Origin of the sequence: Bacillus sp. 7884-1 (assembly GCF_002272245.1) — a bacterium.
GTDB lineage: Bacteria > Bacillota > Bacilli > Bacillales > Cytobacillaceae > Neobacillus.
The window spans coordinates 15803-33409 of record NZ_NPDD01000206.1; the positions used below are offsets into that span (position 1 = coordinate 15803).

The 17607-nt window shown below is 37.4% G+C and carries 18 protein-coding genes; 15 read left to right on the forward strand and 3 right to left on the reverse strand.

From position 1 onward, the window contains the following. The first annotated feature begins 2 nt into the window (after nt 1-2). The 5 genes from dat (at nt 3) to CHI06_RS22725 (ending at nt 5650) form a co-directional block, all read left to right on the forward strand. Entirely contained in the window at nt 3-872 is an 870-nt protein-coding gene (gene dat / locus CHI06_RS22705) for a D-amino-acid transaminase (protein ID WP_095250839.1), read from the forward strand. 106 nt (nt 873-978) lie between these two features. Continuing rightward, nucleotides 979-1542: an RNA 2',3'-cyclic phosphodiesterase gene (gene thpR / locus CHI06_RS22710; RefSeq protein WP_095250840.1), complete on the forward strand. Its 564-nt coding sequence runs from the start codon at nt 979-981 to the stop codon at nt 1540-1542. A gap of 30 nt (nt 1543-1572) precedes the next feature. After that, nucleotides 1573-2505: a diacylglycerol/lipid kinase family protein gene (locus tag CHI06_RS22715; protein ID WP_095250841.1), complete on the forward strand. Its 933-nt coding sequence runs from the start codon at nt 1573-1575 to the stop codon at nt 2503-2505. A 37-nt stretch (nt 2506-2542) separates the two neighbouring features. Then, entirely contained in the window at nt 2543-4690 is a 2148-nt protein-coding gene (pulA, locus tag CHI06_RS22720) for a type I pullulanase (RefSeq protein ID WP_095250842.1), read from the forward strand. A gap of 186 nt (nt 4691-4876) precedes the next feature. Further along, nucleotides 4877-5650, forward strand: coding sequence for a phosphotransferase family protein (locus tag CHI06_RS22725; protein ID WP_095250843.1), 774 nt, complete (start codon nt 4877-4879; stop codon nt 5648-5650). On the opposite strand, the gene CHI06_RS22730 is transcribed toward CHI06_RS22725, so the two are convergent. Next, nucleotides 5651-5929, reverse strand: coding sequence for a YtzH-like family protein (locus CHI06_RS22730; protein ID WP_095250844.1), 279 nt, complete (start codon nt 5927-5929; stop codon nt 5651-5653). It lies immediately after the preceding gene. 135 nt (nt 5930-6064) lie between these two features. On the opposite strand from CHI06_RS22730, the gene trmB reads away from it, so the two are divergent. Continuing rightward, a complete protein-coding gene (trmB, locus tag CHI06_RS22735) occupies nt 6065-6706 on the forward strand; it encodes a tRNA (guanosine(46)-N7)-methyltransferase TrmB (protein ID WP_095250845.1) in 642 nt (213 codons plus the stop codon). Between the two features lie 80 nt (nt 6707-6786). Continuing rightward, nucleotides 6787-7626 (forward strand): YtnP family quorum-quenching lactonase, encoded by an 840-nt coding sequence (locus CHI06_RS22740; protein WP_095250846.1) that lies wholly within the window; start codon nt 6787-6789, stop codon nt 7624-7626. A gap of 48 nt (nt 7627-7674) precedes the next feature. Here the strand turns inward: CHI06_RS22740 and CHI06_RS22745 are convergent, their stop codons facing one another. Then, complete coding sequence (locus CHI06_RS22745; protein ID WP_095250847.1) at nt 7675-8001, reverse strand: PepSY domain-containing protein; 327 nt, start codon at nt 7999-8001, stop codon at nt 7675-7677. Nucleotides 8002-8169: 168 nt separating this feature from the next. Here CHI06_RS22745 and CHI06_RS22750 point away from each other — a divergent pair, with 168 nt between their 5' ends. The 7 genes from CHI06_RS22750 to murC all read left to right on the forward strand — a co-directional run bounded on the left by CHI06_RS22750 (nt 8170) and on the right by murC (nt 15722). Further along, nucleotides 8170-9243, forward strand: coding sequence for a M42 family metallopeptidase (locus CHI06_RS22750; protein WP_095250848.1), 1074 nt, complete (start codon nt 8170-8172; stop codon nt 9241-9243). Nucleotides 9244-9303: 60 nt separating this feature from the next. Next, the gene (locus CHI06_RS22755) at nt 9304-9822 is read left to right on the forward strand and encodes a DUF84 family protein (RefSeq protein WP_095250857.1); all 519 of its coding nucleotides are present in this window, start codon (nt 9304-9306) and stop codon (nt 9820-9822) included. Between the two features lie 89 nt (nt 9823-9911). Further along, on the forward strand, nt 9912-10463 hold the full coding sequence (locus tag CHI06_RS22760) for a hypothetical protein (protein ID WP_095250849.1): 552 nt from the start codon (nt 9912-9914) through the stop codon (nt 10461-10463). Nucleotides 10464-10475: 12 nt separating this feature from the next. Beyond that, the gene (locus CHI06_RS22765; RefSeq protein ID WP_095250850.1) at nt 10476-10790 is read left to right on the forward strand and encodes a thioredoxin family protein; all 315 of its coding nucleotides are present in this window, start codon (nt 10476-10478) and stop codon (nt 10788-10790) included. A gap of 82 nt (nt 10791-10872) precedes the next feature. Beyond that, nucleotides 10873-11685, forward strand: coding sequence for a DUF1444 domain-containing protein (locus CHI06_RS22770; protein ID WP_095250858.1), 813 nt, complete (start codon nt 10873-10875; stop codon nt 11683-11685). 92 nt (nt 11686-11777) lie between these two features. Next, on the forward strand, nt 11778-14198 hold the full coding sequence (locus tag CHI06_RS22775; protein WP_095250851.1) for a DNA translocase FtsK: 2421 nt from the start codon (nt 11778-11780) through the stop codon (nt 14196-14198). Nucleotides 14199-14420: 222 nt separating this feature from the next. After that, the gene (gene murC, locus CHI06_RS22780; protein WP_095250852.1) at nt 14421-15722 is read left to right on the forward strand and encodes a UDP-N-acetylmuramate--L-alanine ligase; all 1302 of its coding nucleotides are present in this window, start codon (nt 14421-14423) and stop codon (nt 15720-15722) included. 43 nt (nt 15723-15765) lie between these two features. On the opposite strand, the gene CHI06_RS22785 is transcribed toward murC, so the two are convergent. Beyond that, nucleotides 15766-16881, reverse strand: coding sequence for an aminopeptidase (locus CHI06_RS22785; protein WP_095250853.1), 1116 nt, complete (start codon nt 16879-16881; stop codon nt 15766-15768). Between the two features lie 218 nt (nt 16882-17099). Between CHI06_RS22785 and CHI06_RS22790 the strand changes: the two genes are divergently transcribed. Next, entirely contained in the window at nt 17100-17561 is a 462-nt protein-coding gene (locus CHI06_RS22790; protein ID WP_095250854.1) for a DUF948 domain-containing protein, read from the forward strand. Nucleotides 17562-17607 lie beyond the last annotated feature (46 nt).

The following is a 17607-nucleotide window of genomic DNA, read 5'->3' on the forward strand; positions in this document are numbered from 1 at the left end:
AGATGGAATTTGCTTTATTAAATGGAGAAATAATTGAGCGTTCGGAAGCCAAGGTTGATGTAGAAGACCGTGGATATCAGTTTGGCGATGGAGTGTACGAAGTAATTCGTATCTATAACGGAAAAATGTTTACAATCGATGAACATTTAGAGAGATTTGTGAAAAGTGCTGAGAGCATAGGAATTACTATCCCATTTACGAGTCTCCAATTATCAGAAATGTTAGAGGAACTCCTTATAAAAAACAATCTTGAAACAGGAAATATCTATATGCAAGTAACAAGGGGGATTGCTCCTCGAAATCATGTATTTCCAACCGGAAATGTAGTACCAACACTTGTTGCTTATACCATAAAGGGAGTAAGACCGCTGGAAAGTCTGAAATCTGGCGTAAAGGCAATTTTGACAGAGGATATTCGCTGGCTTCGCTGTGATATAAAGAGCTTAAATTTACTTGGGAATCTATTAGCAAAACAAAAAGCCAGTGAGCAGGGCTGTTTCGAAGCCATTCAGCATCGCGGGGATGATGTCACAGAAGGCAGCTCATCAAATATCTTTATCGTGAAAAATGGGATGGTGATAACCCATGAATCAAACAACTTAATATTAAAAGGAATAACAAAAGATGTTATTTTGGAACTCTGTATAAAGAATAATATCCAAGTGCAGGAACGGACATTTTCTTTGGCTGAACTGGATGAAGCAGAAGAAGTATTCTTATCTAGTACAACATCTGAAGTTATGCCGGTAATTGAAATTGAAGGAAAGAAGATTAGAGCAGGTGTTCCGGGACCAATCACTCAAAAGTTACAAGGATTATTTGAAAAAGAAATTGAAAAACAATGTGGTCTACTTGTGAATAAAGTCAATTAGAATGAGAGCGTGCACTGTCTGGTGCACGTTTTCTTTTGTATGAAGCGATAAAATACATACATGTTGTAAAAAATAGTCTAAAATAAGAAAAGGAATGATAAGTATTATGCAGCAAACACATTTTTTCTTTGCCGTAAAAATTCCAAAAGAAATAAAATTACTCATAAAAGAAAAATGCGATAAGTTAAAACAAATCCTCCCTTTCAGCACCTGGGTTCATCATGAAGATTTGCATATTACATTAGCTTTTCTAGGCAATGCACCTTCTGAAAAACTGTCCAATGCAATCGATAATGTTAACTTAGCCTTAATAGGGAGTAACGGATTTCATTTAGAAATGAACAAGCTGGGAATCTTCGGAAAAGAAGATGCACCTCGTATTTTTTGGCTGGACACAAAAGAAAGTACTGCGCTTGAGGCCGTGAGGAATAAAGTGTTTACGGCCTGTACAGAAGCAGGTTTTCAACTTGAAACTAGACAATTTAAACCTCATATTACCCTTGCCCGAAAGTGGAAGGGAGATCAACGCTTTCATAAAGAACTCTTAGATGTGTGGATGGATCTTCAGTCAGAACCACTCCTGTTTAATATAAACGAGGTAGTTTTATACCAAACACATCTTGATAAAGCACCAAAATACGAGCCAAAAACAATATACCTATTAGAATAGAAATAAATTAACAAGGTAAAGGTTGGTTCTATGAAACAAATCTATTTTATTATCAATCCAAAGGCTAGAAATGGCTACAGTTTAAAGGTCTGGGGAAAAGTCGAAACAAAACTAATGGATGATAAGATTCCTTACTTGGCTTTCTTTACAGAACACCATGGTCATGCAATCCAGCTGGCTGCACAAATTGCTGAAGGGAATAATGAGCAAAAAGTCATTATTGCAGTCGGCGGTGACGGAACAATAAGCGAAGTAATGAATGGGATTGCAAAATATAACAATATCACTTTGGGATTCGTGCCTGGAGGTTCGGGAAATGATTTTTCAAGAGGGTTTCAAATTCCGTCAAATCCAGAAGAAGCATTAAAAGTGATTCTTAGATTAATGAATGAGGAGGTACCTTCCATAGATATTGGAAAGGTCACCATGAAGGATCATTCTGAGCATTATTTTATTAATAATATGGGGGCAGGGTTTGACGCTTTAATTTCTTATGAAGTGAACCATTCAAAAACAAAAGCCTGGCTCAATAAACTATCTTTAGGCCGGATGGTTTATGTGTTTTTTTTACTAAAAAAACTCTTTTCTTATAAATGTACAACAATTGATTTATCAATTGACGGCAATAGGCATATACTTGAACAAACATGGTTTGTAACTGTTTCCAATCAACCCTATTACGGGGGAGGCATGATGATTGCTCCTGATGCCGTCCCAGATGATGGTCTATTAGATATTACAGTAGTTCATCAATTATCAAAATTAAAGCTATTATTGGTCTTTATTAGCGTATTCTGGGGTAAACATATACATTTTAAAGAGGTAAAAACATTCAAGGGGCGAATGGTTACCATTCATTCTGAATCCTCTTTATATGTCCATGCTGACGGTGAAGATATTGGGTTTACTCCCCTAAATATTCATGTCCAAACAAAAACACTAAAAGTATTAACGAGGGTGTGAAGTATGCGAGAAACTGTTCTGAAAGAGGGGGACTCGAATGAACTCCAATAACCGTGATTTCCAAGCCTATTTAGATGAGATGGATATCATTACGATACTTCTTCCACTTACCTATCACCATGGATTGTCTTCCACATTCTCAATTTTAGATGAATCACAAAAAGTTACAACCTTGCAAATTATTAAAAAGCATCAAATAGAAAATAATAATAAATATATTTGTCGGCTTGAAGAGGAAATTTCTTTTGGTCATCCTTATTGGATTATCGATGAGCATGGCGGAAAAACCGAATTACAAATAGGAGCTGTCATTCGAACAGATTCATTTGATGAAAAATTTTTCTATGTTGGAAATGACCTAGGTGTTAGTATTGATGAAAATCAAACACAATTTAAATTGTGGGCTCCTACAGCGGCACAGGTAAAATTAAAATTAAGACAGCCAAACAGCACTTTCTCCGAAATCATCAAGATGAGACGTGAAGCAAAAGGTGTATGGTCAGTGGTTGTTCATTCAGATTTAGAACTTTATCAATATACTTTCTTAGTCCTTGTAAACCAGGAATGGCGTGAATCTGTTGATCCATATGCTGTTGCTGTTACCGCAAATGGGGAGCTTGGGGTAGTAGTGAAATTAGAGAAGACCCGCAGGAAGAAAACTTTCTTGCCTCCTATTGAAAATCCGGTGGATGCGATTATTTATGAAACACACATCAGGGATTTCACCATCCACCCTGACAGCGGCGTCAAACATAAAGGACTCTATTTAGGCGCTGGTGAGCTAAATACAAAAGGGAAAGACGGTGAACCTACTGGACTCTCCTATGTAAAGGATTTAGGAATCACTCATATTGAATTCCTGCCTTTTAATGATTTTGCAGGAGTTGATGAAACTGAGCCTAATAAAGAGTATAACTGGGGATATAACCCCCTTCATTTTAATGTCCCAGAGGGCTCTTATTCGTCTAATCCTTCCGACCCTTATGCACGAATCATTGAACTTAAACAATTAATTGATGCTATCCATAGTCAAGGTATAAGAGTCATTATGGATGTGGTTTACAACCATGTATATATCAGGGAAACCTCTTCCTTTGAAAAAGTAGTGCCAGGTTATTACTTTCGACACAATGAACTCGGTTTTCCATCGAATGGAACAGGAGTTGGAAATGATATTGCCTCAGAGAGGAAAATGGTGAGAAAATTCATCCTTGATTCCATCCGCTTTTGGATGGAGGAATATCATATTGATGGTTTTCGCTTTGATTTAATGGGGATTTTGGATATTGATACAATGAAGGAAGTCAGAAAGACTTGTGACAGCATTCAAGAGGAGACCTTGATTATTGGAGAAGGGTGGAACTTGAATACGCCGCTTCCAATGGACAAAAAGGCAATCATTCGGAATCAATCGAAGCTTCCTGACATAGCCCAATTTAATGATAAGTTTCGCGATAAGATAAAGGGGAATACTTTTTATTTGTATGATAAAGGGTATGTCCTTGGAAACGAGCATTACTATGAGGAGGCAAAAGAGGTAATAATTGGGAGCGTAGGAATTGATAAAGAAGGAAGTGGTCTTCTATCAAATCCTTCACAATCTGTGAACTATGTTGAATGTCATGATAATCATACAATGTGGGATAAACTACTATCCTGTCTGCCCGATATGGATGAATTACTGCATATAAAATATCATAGGCTTGCAACAGGACTTATATTACTATCTCAGGGTATTCCTTTTCTTCACAGTGGTCAGGAGTTCTTTCGTACCAAGCGAGGAGATGGAAACAGTTACAAATCTCCGGATCATATCAACCAGCTCGATTGGAATCGTAAGCAGCTTTACTCAGACAATGTAAAATATATTAAAGGATTAATACAATTAAGAAAACAGTTTCCATGCTTCCGACTAAAAACGGGCGATGATGTACGGGATTGTATTCAGGTTTTACCTCTGCCAATTCCACTCATTGGCTATAGCATTCAAAATCAAAATCATGATTTCACTGAAGTACTTTTACTAATTAATCCTTTGAGAAGTAAACAGTCCATCCAGATTCCTGATGGCAACTGGAGTGTTCTCGTTGATGATAAAAAGGTGGAAATTCTATCCAAACGAGCAGTTTCGGGTAAAGAAATGGTGCTGGAACCGGTTTGTTTAACCATTTTAGCAAAAAAATAGTTTATTCAGTTGTACTTGACGACCAAAGCTAATTGGAGATAAAATTTAGTAAGATGGCTATTGTGTGTTATTGTCCAATAGCTTTTTTTATTTTATTAAAATAGATTTTAGAATTTTTCTGATATAACTACTAAATGGGAGTTACTAAATCCATTTGAGAACGGCATACATTGAAGGTGAACAATTTTGGAACATATATTAGGACAAGAATGGGAGATTGTCCCTGCGGGGGGCGCAACGGGAGAGGCCTTTTATGCAAGCTATAATGACCAAAGGCTTTTTCTAAAACGCAATTCCTCTCCATTTCTAGCAGTATTATCTGCAGAAGGAATCGTCCCAAAGCTTGTTTGGACAAAACGATTGGAAAACGGAGATGTGATTACAGCACAGCAATGGCTTCCTGGGCGTGAATTGAAGCCCCGTGATATGAATCATGAAAATGTTGCGAGGATGCTTAGGAAGATTCACCGCTCTGAACCGATGGTAGGGATGTTAAGCAGGCTTGAAAAGCAGCCCCTGCAGCCAGAAGCGATTTTTCAATCAGTTGTCGTGGATCTGGACGAAGAAGTGTTATCGTTACCTGTTGTAATAGATACTCTGAGTTTTCTATTACAACAGGTTGAAAATGTCTTCTGTGAAGAAAAAGTTGTTTGTCATGGAGATGTCAACCACAACAACTGGCTGCTAACAGAAGACAACCAGTTGTATTTAATTGACTGGGATGGTGCAATGATAGCAGACCCTGCGATTGACCTCGGAATGCTGCTTTATTGTTATATACCTGAAGATAATTGGACTAGCTGGTTAGCCATGTACGGTAAACCTTTAACAGAAAACTTAAAACTCAGAATGAAATGGTATGTTGCACTTCAAACTCTCTATTCCATTCAATTTTACAAAAACAAGGACCGGCTAGAGGAAATGGATAAATGGATCAATTTCTTAAATGATCTATTGTAATCAGGAGTACGTATCAATATTTGAGACCCATTGTGATAAGTTATCCTGATTAGAAAGAATATGCTCGTCTAGGTCTGCACTCCCGGCACCATGCTGACTGTAATTATATACCTTCTGTAAAATGCTTTTAACATTTTGATCAATCTGTGTGTTAACCATCAGAGATTTCACTAATCGTTCCAATTGTTCACATTCGGAAACAGACCCACAGCAATCGGTTTGATGATTATTTAATATATCTTTTAGTAATGAAACTTGGTCCTGATGACTTAATGGCATGTTTTGGTACACCCTTTCAAGTGAAAATAAAAAAGAATTCACAGTTAGGTTGTGAATTCTTTTTTTGTTTATACATTAATGGGAAACCCCATTATTACCAATAATAAAAACAATATAAGATTTAGGAGTGGCAAAATGAGACTTAGAAATAAACCTTGGGCAAAGGAAAGGATAGAGGCACACCCTCAATATATTGTCGCTAACCCAGAGAATTTCAAGGGGAAGTGGAATGAAGTATTTAATAATGAACAGCCTCTTCATATAGAGGTAGGGACTGGAAAAGGCCGGTTTATTACTGAAATGGCTAAGGCCCATCCTGATATCAACTATATGGGAATAGAAATTTATGATTCCGTTATCGTTGCTGCTTTAGATCGATTAATTGAAGAAGATTTACCAAACTTAAGACTTCTCAATGTCAATGCAAGTGATTTAAATAAATACTTTGAAAAAAATGATGTCAATAGAGTCTACTTGAATTTTTCCGATCCATGGCCAAAGACTCGCCATGAAAAAAGAAGGTTAACCTATAAGGATTACTTGAAGCTTTATGAAAACATTTTGGTTGATAAAGGGGAAATTCATTTTAAAACTGATAATCAAGGCTTGTTTGAATACTCATTAAAGAGTTTTTCTGAATATGGTTTATTATTAACCTTCCTAAGCCTTGATCTTCATAAAAGTGAATTTGAAGGAAATATCATGACAGAATATGAGGAAAAATTCTCTGAAATGGGAAACCGAATCTACCGTTGTGAAGTAAAATATCAGAACTAATATCTAAGGACAGTCTATTCAAAAGACTGTCCTTTTTGTATATGGTAAAATATATGTAATAGTTCAAAGGGGGGAAAGAAATGGAGACTTTAAAAATTGGCAGAGTGGTGCTTACGTGGCTTTCAGGTGGTGTGACAAACTTAGACGGCGGCGCAATGTTTGGTGTCGTCCCAAAAGCGTTATGGTCGAAAAGGTATCAACCTAATGAAAATAATCTAATTGAACTTCCTACAGATCCAATCTTAATCCAAATGGATGGAAAAAATATCTTACTGGAGGCAGGACTTGGAAAGGGAAAACTATCAGAAAAACAGCTTAGAAATTTTGGAGTTACAGCAGAATCAGATGTAGACGGCTCTTTGAATAAATTAGGGTTAGATCCAAAGGATATTGATTATGTTTTAATGACTCATATGCACAATGATCATGTTGGCGGACTGACGAGGCTGGAGGATGGACTTTATAAGTCCACATTCCCAAATGCCACAATTATCACTTCAGGTATTGAATGGGATGAAATGAGAAATCCGAATATCCGCTCAAAAAGTACATATTGGAAGGAAAATTGGGAGGCAATTCAATCACAGGTTATGACCTTTGATGAAAAATGGAGTTTGGGAGCCATTAGTTTGTATCATACTGGCGGTCATAGTAATGGACATTCTATCGTGCTTATCGAGGATGAGGGTGAAATGGCTATCCATATGGCAGACATAATGCCTACACATGCCCATAAAAATCCACTATGGGTCATGGCATATGATGATTATCCAATGGACTCGATTGCAGCCAAAGAGAAATGGAGTGCCTATGTGATGGATAAGGATGTATGGTTTACTTTTTATCATGATACATATTATCGTGCAGTCAAATGGGGAACAGATGGGCAAATTCAGGACAGTATAAAGAGGGGAAAATAAGGTCAGTATATAAAAAAAGCCGTACCTTTATGGATACGGCTTCTGCCTTTATAGGGCTAAGTCTGTCGAGGCTTTAACGTCTAAAAGGGTTCCGGTCGATGCGTCCGCAATAAATTCGAACTGTTCATTTACTCCATTCTGACTTTTTGAGATTCCGCCCTTATACACCTGATACTTGATTTGATGCTTCTCAAAAGGCTCCGTTACCATATGTATCCAAGAGCCGCTAATTGGTCCATTTTGGTTAAATTGCTTTTTCACATTCTCTAAAACTTTTTCAGGTGATACATATGTTTTTTGTGAAATGATTTCCTTAACGGCATAGCCGCTGATTACTCCAACAGCAGCACCGAGGATAAATGATTTCCAGTTCATAAGGCACCTCCAAAATTTCAAATTTGCTCTTGTTTCCAGTATATCTCATTTAGCAGGCAGAACATAATAAATCCTTATGACAAATTTATTGTTGGTATGGGAGCCAGAATTTCAGTAGAATAAAAACATACATATGGATTATTAACACATTTAAGGGGGAATTTTATTTTGAACGAACAAACATTAAATCTGTTCAAAACCTTAACAGAGCTTCCGGGAGCACCTGGAAATGAACATTTAGTAAGAAATTTTATGAGAGAGCAGTTATCTCAATATGCAGATGAAATAGTCCAAGATAAATTAGGCAGTATTTTTGGAGTTAAAAAAGGGAATCAAAATGGTCCAACAATCATGGTTGCAGGACATATGGATGAAGTTGGTTTTATGGTAACGGCCATTACCGATAATGGAATGCTGAGGTTTCAACCGCTCGGTGGCTGGTGGAGTCAGGTCTTATTAGCTCAGCGTGTTCAGGTGATGACAAATAATGGACCTGTTATTGGTGTCGTAGGCTCCATTCCTCCGCACCTATTAGCTGAAGCACAGCGCAACAAACCAATGGAAATGAAAAATATGTTAATTGATATTGGTGCTGACGATCGAGAGGACGCAGAAAGAATTGGAATTAGGCCAGGTCAGGCTATCCTGCCAATTTGTCCATTTACCCCTATGGCTAACGAAAAGAAAATACTTGCTAAAGCTTGGGATAATCGTTATGGCTGTGGACTAGCAATTGAACTGCTTCAAGAAGTAAAAGATGAAACCTTGCCGAATATTCTATATTCTGGGGCAACTGTTCAAGAGGAAGTAGGTCTTCGCGGTGCACAAACAGCTGCCAATATGATTAATCCAGATATCTTTTTTGCATTAGATGCGAGCCCAGCTAACGATATGTCAGGAAGTAAATCAGAATTTGGTCAATTAGGTAAGGGAGCGCTGCTTCGCATTCTTGACAGATCCATGGTGACACACCGAGGAATGAGAGAGTTCATTCTCGATACAGCAGAGACTAACAAAATCCCTTATCAATACTTTGTTTCACAAGGTGGTACCGATGCAGGTCGTGTGCATCAATCCAACGAAGGAGTTCCAAGCGGTGTAATCGGTATTTGTTCACGTTACATTCATACACATGCTTCCATGATCCATATCGATGACTATGCTGCTGCAAAAGAACTAATCGTAAAACTTGTAAAGGCTTGTGATCAAACAACTGTAGATACCATTAAGGCAAACAGTTAATTTACACTCTGAGGAGGCATAGATATGCCTTCTTTTTATTTGGAAATGGAGAGAGAAGGAATGAAAATAATTATTGGGTCAAATAATCCTGCAAAAGTGGCTGCAGTAAAAAATGCATTTCACTATCAACAAACGGAGTTTCTTTCGTTAGACATCCCTTCTGGAGTCAGTGAACAACCATTCTCAGACGAAGAGACCATTAAGGGAGCGATCAATCGGGCAGTGGGTGCATTGAAAATGGGAAATGGTGAAATTGGAATCGGTCTTGAGGGTGGAGTACAGGAAACCACACATGGTTTATTATTATGTAATTGGGGTGCACTGGCTGCGAAGGATATAGAGCCAATTATTGCTGGGGGGGCGAGATTTCTCCTGCCTGAAGAGATTGCAGACAGATTAAGAGCAGGAGAAGAACTTGGGCCAGTAATGGATGACTATGCAAAAAAGGAAAATGTCCGCAAGAACGAAGGAGCTGTAGGAATTTTTACTAATGGATTAATTAATCGTTCAGAGATGTTTTCTCATATCATGAATCTTTTAGTGGGGCAATTTCACTATCAAAAAGCCTCAAATAAATAAAAATTGCACAAATTATAGAAAATACTTCCTATTTCGACAACAATAATCGACAAAAGACTTGTCTTTTGAATATTATGGAAGGTATGATAATGATAGGACAATTTTCATTTAGGAGGCGAAGAAAGCTGAAATTCTTTAATGCCATATTGATTATAATCTTATCAGTTATCTTATTGAGTGCATGTGGAAAATCAAATTTCGAAACAGAGAGTAAAGAAACGATTGAAGCGGTAAAAGAAGCACTAAATGAAAAGGCGAAAGAAACAAATAAAAAGAGTGACGATATTAACTTTTATTTGCCCTTCGGTTATGAAATCGAAGATGAATCTCCAAATAATATCCTTTTAAAAAATGGATCAAAACAATATATTCTTTTTAATAATCCCCAAGAAAATAAAGTCAGTGATGTAGTATATAAATCTACAGTTGCGCAAAATAAAGACCTTGAGATAAATGAACAATTCAAGAAGAGTAATCAGTTTGGATATTTGATCATAAAGAATCTCGAAGAAGATATGAATGAAATGACGATTGGTATTGGCGGAACCAAGATCACTACTTTGATTAAAACAAGCAGCTTAAAAAATGAAGCAGCAGTAATGACGCAAATTGTAAAATCAGTAGAAAATGAAAAACAATAGGAGGCGTTGACGATGAAGAATTTAGCATCAATGGAGCAGTTTGAACAACTTCGTGATGAAGGGAAAACGATTTTTATGTTCTCCGCTAACTGGTGTCCGGATTGTCGAATTATTGAACCCATTCTACCAGAAATAGAAACCAAGTATAGTGAATTTACTTTTATCCATGTTGATCGCGATGAGTTTATTGAGTTATGCCAAAAATTAGATGTTTACGGAATTCCAAGTTTTATTGCTTTTGAAAAGGGAAAAGAGCTTGGCCGTTTTGTAAGCAAAGATAGGAAAACCCAAGAGGAAATAGAAGGATTTATTAACGATCTAAAATAATTTAGTTTCAGGTCCTCCATCTTTTGAGATGGAGGATTTTTAATGTACAATGGGTGGGTAGGCTGGAGGGATAAAAATGAAGATGGATAGTATTAAAATGAAAAGAGAATTAGAATCACGCTTAGCTTCGGAAGATGTGCTAATCACATATGATCGAGAAAAGGATCAACTGCGAATCGAAAATAAAGTCCTTAGAAAAGGAATAACCATCTCGCTAGGTGGAATTGTCGCTAAGTGGCATACAGAGAAAGAAAAGGCAATTGATGAAGTGGTTTATTATGTGGAAGAGGGACTAAGGGCCATGACGGACACAGTCCAGTTAACAGACCATGAGAAAAAGATTTTTCCAGTTATACGCTCAACGTCCTTCCCCATTGAAGCGGAAGAAGGCGTTCCATTCTTAACAGAGGAACATACTGCTGAAACAAAAATATATTACGCCTATGATATGGGGACAACGTACCGATTAATTGATTCGCGCATCATGGAAAAAGAAGGCTGGCAAGAAAGCCGCATTAAGGAGATTGCCCTATTTAATGTCAGATCTTTAAAGACATCATTAAAAGAAGACCAAGTAGCAGGCAATACTTTTTATTTTCTTAATTCAAACGATGGATATGACGCAAGCAGGATATTAAATAAAGGCTTTTTAAATGATATGAAGAGAAAAATAACAGGGACAATGGTCCTTGCGGTTCCACATCAGGATGTCTTAATTATCGCTGATATTCAAAACAATACAGGGTATGATGTTTTAGCACAAATGGCAATGAGTTTCTTTGCTAGTGGACGTGTACCTATAACGGCGTTATCCTTTTTGTATGAGGATGGAGAACTAGAACCAATATTTATCTTGGGAAAGACAGGCAATAAAGACGGAAAAGGATCACGGTAAGTGGTCTTTTTTGCTTATTCTAAGATTTTATGTCGAAAAAATAATAATACCTGTTAAAATAGAGTGATAGAAATAGAGAAAGAGTGATAGTTTTGAGCTGGATCCAAAACTTTTTTCAAAGGTTTATAAAGGACAATGAAGATGAATATGCTGGATATGATGACATACATAACAAGCAGCACGTGCGGTCATTGCCTCATAAGATAATAGAAGGGGGGCACCATTTAGATACAAAAATTTCTTATCAATATCCTAAAGGGCAGCTCCACTTCAAATTGAAGTCAGAAGTCAGAAAGGTAAGAACTGAACCTGCAACCCGACAAAAGAGGGTAGAGCCAAGTACTGAAAAAAGAAATACTGAAAGAAGAAGTTCAGAAACAAAGAAGATGGCTGAAACAAAGAAGCTGCCTGAAGCTAAGACTAGCACAACGCCAATTAAGAAAAAACCATTTCAGTTGACAGAAATTCCATCACCTATTTTTGGGTTTAGCAGACCGAATACAGTCTCTGATAAAGTAGTTGAACATGAGTTAAGCCATTTTTTTGCTGATGAATTTGATGAACAGCTTGATTCTAGTACACCTGTATTGGAGAATGAATCATTCCCTGAGATTGAAATGGCTGTAGCTGAAACAGCTGTTGCTATATCTGAAGAGGTTGAGACTATTGAAGTAGTTGAGACAATTGAAGAGGTTGAGACAATTGAAGTAGTTGAGACAATTGAAGAGGTTGAGACAATTGAAGAGGTTGAGACAATTGAAGAAGTTCCGATAATTGAAACGACGGCGGAGGAAAAGCCCCAAGAAGCTGTTGAAGTGTACACACCAAAACGATCCCCGCTTCCTTTTAATGTCATGATGCTGAAACAGGATAAGGTAAAATGGGAAGAAAGCAAAAGAAGAAGAACATTGCACCCTGAGAAAGTACAATCGGAAAAGGTTATGGAAGAAACTCCTGAAGCAGTAGAACAGTCAAATGATGATGTAGAAGCGGTCACTGTGGACCAGTCAAATGAAATAGAAGCCGTCACAATAGAACCTATTATTCAGAGGCTGATAGAGGAACCACCCGTACTAGCAGAGGCTAATGTATATGAGTTTCCTAAAATGAACTTGTTAAACCCTCCTGTTATTGTAGAAGACGATACGGAATGGTTATTATACCAAGAAGAACTTTTAAACCAAACGCTGCAAAATTTTAATGTCGGTGCAAGTGTTGTCAATGTTACTCAAGGACCAGCAGTCACACGATTTGAAGTCCAACCAGAGCCAGGGGTAAAGGTAAATAAAATTACAAATTTAAGCGATGATATTAAATTAAGTCTTGCTGCTAGAGATATCCGAATTGAAGCGCCGATTCCTGGTAAACATACGATTGGCATTGAGGTACCTAACCAAAAATCACGTCCTGTGTTTATTAATGAAATCATTCAAAGTCCTGTCTTTCGAGAGTCCGTCTCTCCATTGACAGCAATACTAGGACTAGATATTTCCGGCAAGCCTATTGTTACCGATCTAAAGAAAATGCCCCATGGCTTAATAGCTGGAGCAACTGGTTCTGGAAAGAGTGTTTGTATTAATACCATCTTAGTAAGTTTATTGTTTAAAGCTAGTCCAGAAGATTTAAAGCTATTATTGATTGACCCTAAAATGGTAGAGCTTGCTCCGTATAATCGAATTCCGCATTTAGTTAGTCCAGTCATAACGGATTTAAAGGCTGCAACAGCATCCTTGAAATGGGCTGTCGATGAAATGGAAAGACGTTATGAGCTTTTTGCACATACTGGAGTTCGCGATATTAATCGATTTAATGAGCTTGCCATAAAGAATAAACAATACAGTGATAAACTCCCGTTTATTGTGATTGTCATTGATGAATTAGCTGATTTGATGATGATGTCACCTGCGGATGTAGAAGAAGCGATTTGCAGAATTGCTCAAAAAGCACGAGCATGTGGAATTCATTTAATTGTTGCGACGCAAAGACCATCAGTGGATGTCATTACTGGATTAATTAAAGCCAACATCCCAACCCGGATTGCCTTTTCTGTTTCTTCACAAGTGGATTCGCGAACGATCATTGATATTAGCGGGGCTGAGAAATTACTTGGCCGGGGTGACATGCTCTTTTTAGAAAATGGTTCATCCAAGCCTGTTCGTCTGCAAGGAACTTTTGTGTCAGATGAAGAAATTGACCTTGTTGTCGGGCATGTGAGAGAGCAGCGTGAACCTGAATACTTGTTTGAACAAGAAGAACTATTAAAAAAGGCACAAGTAACAGAAGAAGAGGATGAGCTTTTTTTCGAAGCCTGTGAATTTATTATTGAACAAGGACTTGCTTCTACCTCGAGCTTACAAAGAAGATTTAAAATCGGTTATAACCGTGCAGCCCGACTAATGGATATGCTTGAATCGAACGGTTTTATCACAAGTGCCAATGGCAGCAAACCTCGAGAAGTATTGATCACAGAATCAGACTTGGAGTCCCTGCAAGATACTGGTACAATAAATTAATCTAAAAAAAATAACATGTGAATTCCGTATCAAATAGTTTTTCTTGATGAACAATGTTATAATACTTAAATGTGATTCCGATATTGATGTTATACGTTACCAAACTAAAGTTTTTTCGATGTATAGCTGATGCGCCTAGGCGCTTCCGCTTTTCGTTATTAGCATTTCAAGATAGATGTCATATACTGTTTTACAGATAGACGTTGGTTGGAGGTTCTTTATATGACTATTTACCATTTTGTAGGTATAAAGGGGTCAGGAATGAGTGCATTAGCACAAGTTCTCCATGATATGAATTTCGATGTACAAGGCTCCGATGTCGAAAAGCGCTTTTTTACTCAACTGGCCCTTGAAGAATCAGGAATAAAGATTCTCCCCTTTCAAAAGGAAAACATTAAACCGGGGATGACTATTATTGCTGGTAATGCATTTCCTGATACACATGAGGAAATTCAAGAGGCCATGAAGCTCGGACTGCCAATTGTTCGTTACCACAGATTTTTAGGCGATTTTATGCAAAATTTTATTAGTGTGGCTGTTACGGGAGCACACGGTAAAACGTCGACAACTGGGTTGCTTGCCCATGTCATTAAGGGTGCAAAGCCGACTTCGTTTTTAATTGGTGACGGTACTGGCAGAGGCGAAGAAGGATCTAAATATTTTGTTTTCGAAGCGTGTGAATACAGAAGACACTTTCTGTCCTATTTTCCAGATTATGCAATCATGACAAATATTGATTTCGATCACCCTGATTATTTTGCGAATATTGATGATGTATTTTCAGCATTCCAGGAAATGGCCGTTCAAGTTAAGAAGGGAATATTTGCTTACGGGGATGATGAACAGCTTCAAAAGATTCAGGCAAAGGTGCCAGTATTGTTCTATGGTTTTGACGAGGAGAATGACTACCAAGCCAAGAATCTTGTGAAAAGTACAAGTGGAACAACCTTTGATGTATTTATTCGTAATACCTTCTATGATACTTTTAGCATCCCTACTTTCGGTGAGCATAGTGTTTTAAATGCGCTTTCTGTCATTGGGGTGTGCCACTATGAAGAAATTGATGTTGCAATTGTGAAGGAACAATTGAACACCTTTCAGGGTGTTAAAAGAAGATTCACAGAAAAACGAATTGGGTCACAAATTTTGATTGACGATTATGCCCATCACCCAACAGAAATTAAAGCTACCATTGATGCGGCCAATCAAAAATATCCAGATAGGGAAATCGTAGCTGTATTTCAGCCGCATACCTTTTCAAGAACTCAAGCTTTTCTAGAGGATTTTGCAAAAAGCTTGAGACTTGCAGATAAGACGTATTTATGTGAAATTTTTGGTTCTGCACGAGAAAACCATGGGAAACTGACGATTAATGACCTGCAAAAGAAAATTGAAGGGGCAGAAATACTGTCAGAAGAAAATACTTCTCTGTTGGAGAAACATCAAAATAGTGTAATTATTTTTATGGGTGCAGGAGATATTCAAAAATTCCAGGAATCCTATGAAAATCAGCTTACCTTATAATAAAAAAGGATGCCCGTAAACATACGGACATCCTTTTTTGAATTTATTTAAGATTTTCAGGATTTAATCCTTCAAGTTCAGGTATAACGAAAAGACCGTCTTTACGGATTAACACATCATCAAAATAGATTTCTCCTCCGCCGTATTCCGGGCGCTGAATGTTAACCATATCCCAGTGAATATTGGAATGATTGCCGTTAAAGGCTTCATCATAGCATTGACCTGGAGTAAAGTGGAAGCTGCCGGCAATTTTTTCATCAAATAAAATATCCTGCATCGGATTTAAGATGTATGGGTTTACGCCGATGGCGAACTCACCAACATAACGTGCTCCTTCATCGGTATCAAATATTTTATTGATACGCTCTGTATCATTTGCGACTGCTTCAACAATTTTTCCATCCTTGAAGGTAAGCTTTACATTTTCAAAAGTAAATCCTTGGTAAGGGGATGGGGTATTATAAGTAATAACTCCATTTACTGAATCACGAACTGGTGCGGTGTATACCTCACCATCAGGTATATTTGCATGGCCGGCACACTTAATAGCCGGAATATCCTTAATGGAGAAGCTAAGGTCTGTTCCAGGACCTGTGAGACGAACTTTATCTGTACGGTTCATCAATTGTGCAAGGCTGTCCATAGCTTTATCCATCTTTCCATAATCCAAATTACAAACATCAAAATAGAAGTCCTCAAATGCCTCCGTACTCATTTTTGCTAACTGAGCCATGTTTGCTGTTGGGTAGCGAAGGACAACCCATTTTGTTTTCGGAACTCTGATGTCGCGATGAACTTTCTTACCAATTGTACTTCCGTGAATCTTTACTTTTTCGTCTGGTACATCGGCTTGCTCATTGATGTTATCACCAGAACGTAGACCTATGTATGCATCCATTTTCCCCATTACATTTGCTTCAAAATCAGCGATCATATTAAATTGCTCTTCCTGTGCGCCAAGGAGTAGGGCACGATCCACTTGCTGATCCTTAAGAAGTACAAATGGGTATCCACCTGCAAGATAGGCTTCCTTAACAAGTGCTGTAACAAGTTCACGCTGCAGGCCGAAGTTTTCAATTAAAACCTTTTCACCCTTTTGCAGCTCTACCGAGTAGTTAATTAAATTTTTTGCTAATTTTTCAATACGTGGATCTTTCATGTTATTAGATTCCTCCAACGAAAAAAATGATAATACAGTATTTATTGTAACCGAATTCATACAGAAAGTGATAAAAATTCAACATAAGTGTAAAACGTATTGTAAACTCATGCAGGAAAATGAGACAATTATCTTGAAGTAGTATTAGATACCTATTTACGTTTAACACCGCGCTAGATAGGTAATACATAATGGTATAAATGCGGAGGTAAAGACGAATGGAAATTATTTTATATTTAAGCGTCGCTTTGATAGCGATTGCCTTTTTAGTGCTTGTCATGTACGTAGCAAAAACACTAACCTCTCTCCAAGAAACCCTATCAAGTGTTTCAAAAACGCTAATTGGATTAGAAAAACAGTTAGATGGTGTCACACAAGAAACAACAGAACTCTTACAAAAAACAAATGCTCTAGCTGATGATATTCAGGAAAAGTCAAAGAGTTTAAACAGTGTTGTTTCGGCAGTAAAAGATGTGGGGTCAACAGTAAATAAATTCAATGGAACTTTAAAAAATTTAACAGATTCATTTGATATACAGGTAGAAGAAAATAAAGAAAAAGTCTCCCAAATTGTCCAATGGAGTAATGTTTTTCTTGAACTAAAAGATAAATGGAATACTAAGAAAAAAGAAAAAGAAGAAAGCAGTGCCAAGGAGATTAAAAGAGTTAGATCTAGATAGTATTTTAAGGCTGTGTTTAAGGTAAATAAATGGTTTTAGAACTCTG